Annotated in this window: 3 protein-coding genes; 2 read left to right on the forward strand and 1 reads right to left on the reverse strand. The window is 68.7% G+C overall.

Annotated features, from left to right (window positions below):
• Positions 1 to 741, reverse strand: a 741-nt coding sequence (locus DPV74_RS39740) for a DUF1254 domain-containing protein (RefSeq protein ID WP_162923287.1), incomplete at its 3' end; no start/stop codon positions are given.
• 452 nt (positions 742 to 1,193) lie between these two features.
• On the opposite strand from DPV74_RS39740, the gene DPV74_RS39745 reads away from it, so the two are divergent.
• Positions 1,194 to 1,517, forward strand: a complete 324-nt coding sequence (locus DPV74_RS39745) for a type II toxin-antitoxin system HicB family antitoxin (protein ID WP_059699854.1) — start codon at positions 1,194 to 1,196, stop codon at positions 1,515 to 1,517.
• A 183-nt stretch (positions 1,518 to 1,700) separates the two neighbouring features.
• A partial coding sequence (locus DPV74_RS39750; protein WP_162923288.1) for a heavy metal translocating P-type ATPase occupies positions 1,701 to 3,942 on the forward strand: 2,242 nt, incomplete at its 3' end.

Here is a 3,942-nt window from a genome sequence, read left to right on the forward strand (position 1 = left end):
CACCTGCTCGGCCGGCGTGCCGCCGCCCACCGCCTCGGACGGCGCGCTGCCCGCATGGACCGCCACCGACGCGCCGCGCGCCGCGCCCGTGTAGACGGACAGCGGCACCACGCGGATCGCGCGCTGCAGTTTCTTCACGTTCGTCAGGTCGCGCCCGCCGCTCGTCTGCAGACGGACTTCGAGCCACGCGTTGGCCGACGGGACGTCGATCCGGACCGCCCCCTTCGGCAGCGTGCCCTGCCAATCCTTCGCGGCGAAGGCAATCGTTTGCGATCGCGCGCCGCCGCGTGTGCCGCGTGCAGCCACGCTCGACGACGACCACAGCACGTTCGTCCACATGTCGAGCGCACGCGCGTCCCAGTAGCGGCCGCGCGTGTCGGGCAACGTGACGATCACGGGTTCGGCGGCGACGTCGAGCCAGCCGGTCGAGTCGAGCGTGTCGACGCCCGGCAGCGGCGGATTGACCGCGCCGACGGGCGGCAGCGCCTGCGCGTGGCGCAGCGTGTTGAGCGGCGCCTGCCCCGGCTGCGCGCCGTCGCCGCCCGTCGCCGCTTCCTTCGCGACGTCCATCAGCACGAGCGGATACGCGTATACATAGGAGTCGGCGACTTCCGCGCGCATCCAGCCGGTTTTCCGCTGAATGGCATCCGGTTGCGACGCGCACCCCGCAAGCAACGCCGCCATGGCCAGCGACGCGCACACGCGCCGCAGAGAAACTGATTCCTGCTGGTTTTCAATCATCGAGTACTGGCCGAATATCGTTCTTTTCAGTCAACGCCTTGTGCGACGCGCGAATGGCGAAAGCAAGGCACCCCAGCGTGCCCGGATAACCGTTTCGTGACGTTGCGTAACGGTGGGCGCTGATGTCAGGCCGGTATCATAGCGCCTACGGGCATCCCCTAATATGCCGAATAGCTGGCCGAACGCTAGCCGTATTGTCGACAGATGCGAAATAGTTCTGGCGATTTGCAACAAAACAGGGGATATCGGAGCGACACACGCTCAAGGCGAAACAATCTCGAGTGCGGGGGCCGGCTGGTCGATTGACGAATGGTGTCACTAATGACACCATTCGATGCGGCTAGCGTATGGAAGATCCTCGAACTCATGAGGCGCGAGCCCGTGAACGTGCGATTCAACGATCAGGTGCGACAGGTTCTCGACGCGATCGATCGACTGAAGGAACAGAAATCATGACTCAAGACCACTTTACGTACCGCGTAACGTGGTCCCCGGAGGACGGGGAGCACGTTGGCCTGTGCGCGGAATTCCCGTCTCTTTCGTGGCTCGACGCAACGCCGGAAGGTGCGCTGGCCGGTATTCGCCGGCTCGTCGCCGATGTCATTCGCGACATGACCGCAAACGGAGAAAAGGTGCCCGAGCCGATCGCCGACCGCACCTACAGCGGTGAATTCAAGGTTCGCATCCCGCCGCAGGCACACCGCGCGCTGGTGATCCAGGCCGCCGAGCAGGGCGTCAGCCTGAATCGTCTCGCGAGCGCCAAGCTCTGCGCCTGATCGCGCAGTCGAGCGCAAAGGCCCGCCCCTCCCGGATGTCGGTCAGGAATCCGGGAGATTGCTTTTCCGCGTTGTGACACCCTGTGTGCATCGGCATGCGCTGCCACCGCTTGACCTTACCATCATGGGAATGTTGATACTGGGTCCATTCGCGGCACGAGCCGTGCATTCAGGGAATCCGACATGACAGAATCACTTGCCTCCACAGCGCTGCACACGATCGAGCTGAGCGTCGACGGCATGCATTGCGGCGGCTGCACGGGCCGCGTGCAACGGGCGCTGGCCGCGGTGCCGGGCGTCGTCGAGGCGGCGGTCGACCTCGACGCGCACGCGGCGACGGTGACTGCGCAGGAAACCGTCGACGCCGCGCGACTGATCGAGGCGGTCGGCGCAGCCGGCTACGGCGCCTCCGTACGCGCACCAGTGCTCGAAGTCGCCGCCGCCACGCAGGCGCATCCTGTCGAAGCATCACCCACGCCGATGGCCGCAGCCGCTTCGACTGCCGGCCGCCCGCTCCCGGCCACCAGCACCGTCGAACTCGATATCGACGGGATGACCTGCGCGTCCTGCGTGTCGCGCGTCGAGAAAGCGCTGGCGAAGGTGCCGGGCGTCACGCGCGCGTCGGTCAACCTCGCGACCGAACGGGCGACCGTCGATGTCACGGCCGACGTTTCCGCCGCACAACTGGTGGAAACCGTGAAACAGGCCGGCTACGGCGCGACACCGACCGTAACGGATGCAGGCTTCGCCGCGCTCGCCCCCTCCTCGCCTGCCGCGCCCGCCAGCATCGAACTCGACATCGACGGGATGACCTGCGCGTCCTGCGTGTCGCGCGTCGAGAAAGCACTGGCGAAGGTGCCGGGCGTCACGCGCGCGTCGGTCAACCTCGCGACCGAACGGGCGACCGTGGACGCCGCGCCCGACGTTACCGCCACCCGGCTCGCCGAAGCCGTCAAACAAGCCGGATACGGCGCGACGCCGGTTGCCGGCGCGGCCATCCCGCCGGCTGCTTCCACCGCCCCCGCCGACCTCGAACTCGACATCGACGGCATGACCTGCGCGTCCTGCGTCGGCCGCGTCGAAAAGGCGCTGGCCGCCGTGCCGGGCGTCGCGCGCGTTGCGGTCAACCTCGCGACCGAGCGCGCGTCGGTGCACGGCGCCGGCGCCCTCGACGCCGCCACGCTGATCGCGGCCGTCACCACCGCCGGCTATCGCGCGTCGCTCGCCGACGCGTCGTCAGCCGGCGCCGACGCGCAGCCGGCCAGCGCCGCGCAGGACCCCGAAACACGCAAGCGCCTCGAAGCGATCCGCGAACGCGATCTCGTGATCTGGTCTGCGGTGCTGAGCGCGCCCCTGATCGCGCCGATGCTCGTCGCGCCGTTCGGCATCCACCTGATGCCGAACGGCTGGGTCCAGCTCGTGCTCGCCTCGATCGTCCAGTTCGGCTTCGGCGCGCGCTTCTATCGCGCGGCCTGGCACGCGGTGAAGGCGCGCACCGGCAACATGGACCTGCTCGTCGCGCTCGGCACGTCGGCCGCATACGGGCTGAGCCTGTGGATGCTGCTGCGCGGCACCGGCCATTCCGGCCATCTGTATTTCGAGGCGTCGGCCGTCATCGTCACGCTGGTGCGCTTCGGCAAATGGCTCGAATCGCGCGCGAAGCGCCAGACCACCGACGCGATCCGCGCGCTGAACGCGTTGCGCCCCGACCGTGCCCGCGTCGTCGAGCACGGTGTCGAATACGACGTGCCGCTGACGCAGGTGCGTGTCGGCACCCGCGTCAGCATCCGGCCCGGCGAGCGCGTGCCCGTCGACGGCCGGATCGTGTCGGGTCGCTCGCACATCGACGAATCGCTGATCACCGGCGAGAGCCTGCCAGTGCCGAAGGACGACGGCGACCCCGTCACGGCCGGCTCGATCAACGGCGAAGGCGCGCTCGTCGTCGAAACCACCGCGATCGGCGCGGAGACGACGCTCGCGCGCATCATCCGCCTCGTCGAATCCGCGCAGGCCGAGAAAGCGCCGATCCAGCGGCTCGTCGATCGCGTGAGCGAGGTGTTCGTGCCCGCCATCCTCGGCATCGCCGTGCTGACGCTGGCCGGCTGGCTGATCGCCGGCGCCGGGACGGAAACCGCGATCCTCAACGCGGTCGCGGTGCTCGTCATCGCGTGCCCGTGCGCGCTCGGCCTCGCGACGCCCGCCGCGATCATGGCCGGCACAGGCGTCGCGGCGCGGCGCGGCGTGCTGATCAAGGATGCGCAGGCGCTCGAACTCGCGCAGCGCACCACCGTGATCGCGTTCGACAAGACCGGCACGCTGACCGAAGGCAAGCCGTCCGTGACGGCGTTCGAAGCCGTCGGCGTACCGCATGACGAAGCGCTCGCGCTCGCGGCCGCGGTGCAGCGTCAGAGCGACCATCCGCTCG

The sequence above is a fragment of the Burkholderia sp. HAN2018 genome (assembly GCF_024704855.1).
Lineage (GTDB): Bacteria > Pseudomonadota > Gammaproteobacteria > Burkholderiales > Burkholderiaceae > Burkholderia > Burkholderia cepacia.

What these genes read in the sequence shown, in the direction of transcription:
- DPV74_RS39745 (WP_059699854.1), top strand. Translation starts at nt 1,194, where the DNA reads ATGACTCAAGACCACTTTACGTACCGCGTAACGTGGTCCCCGGAGGAC.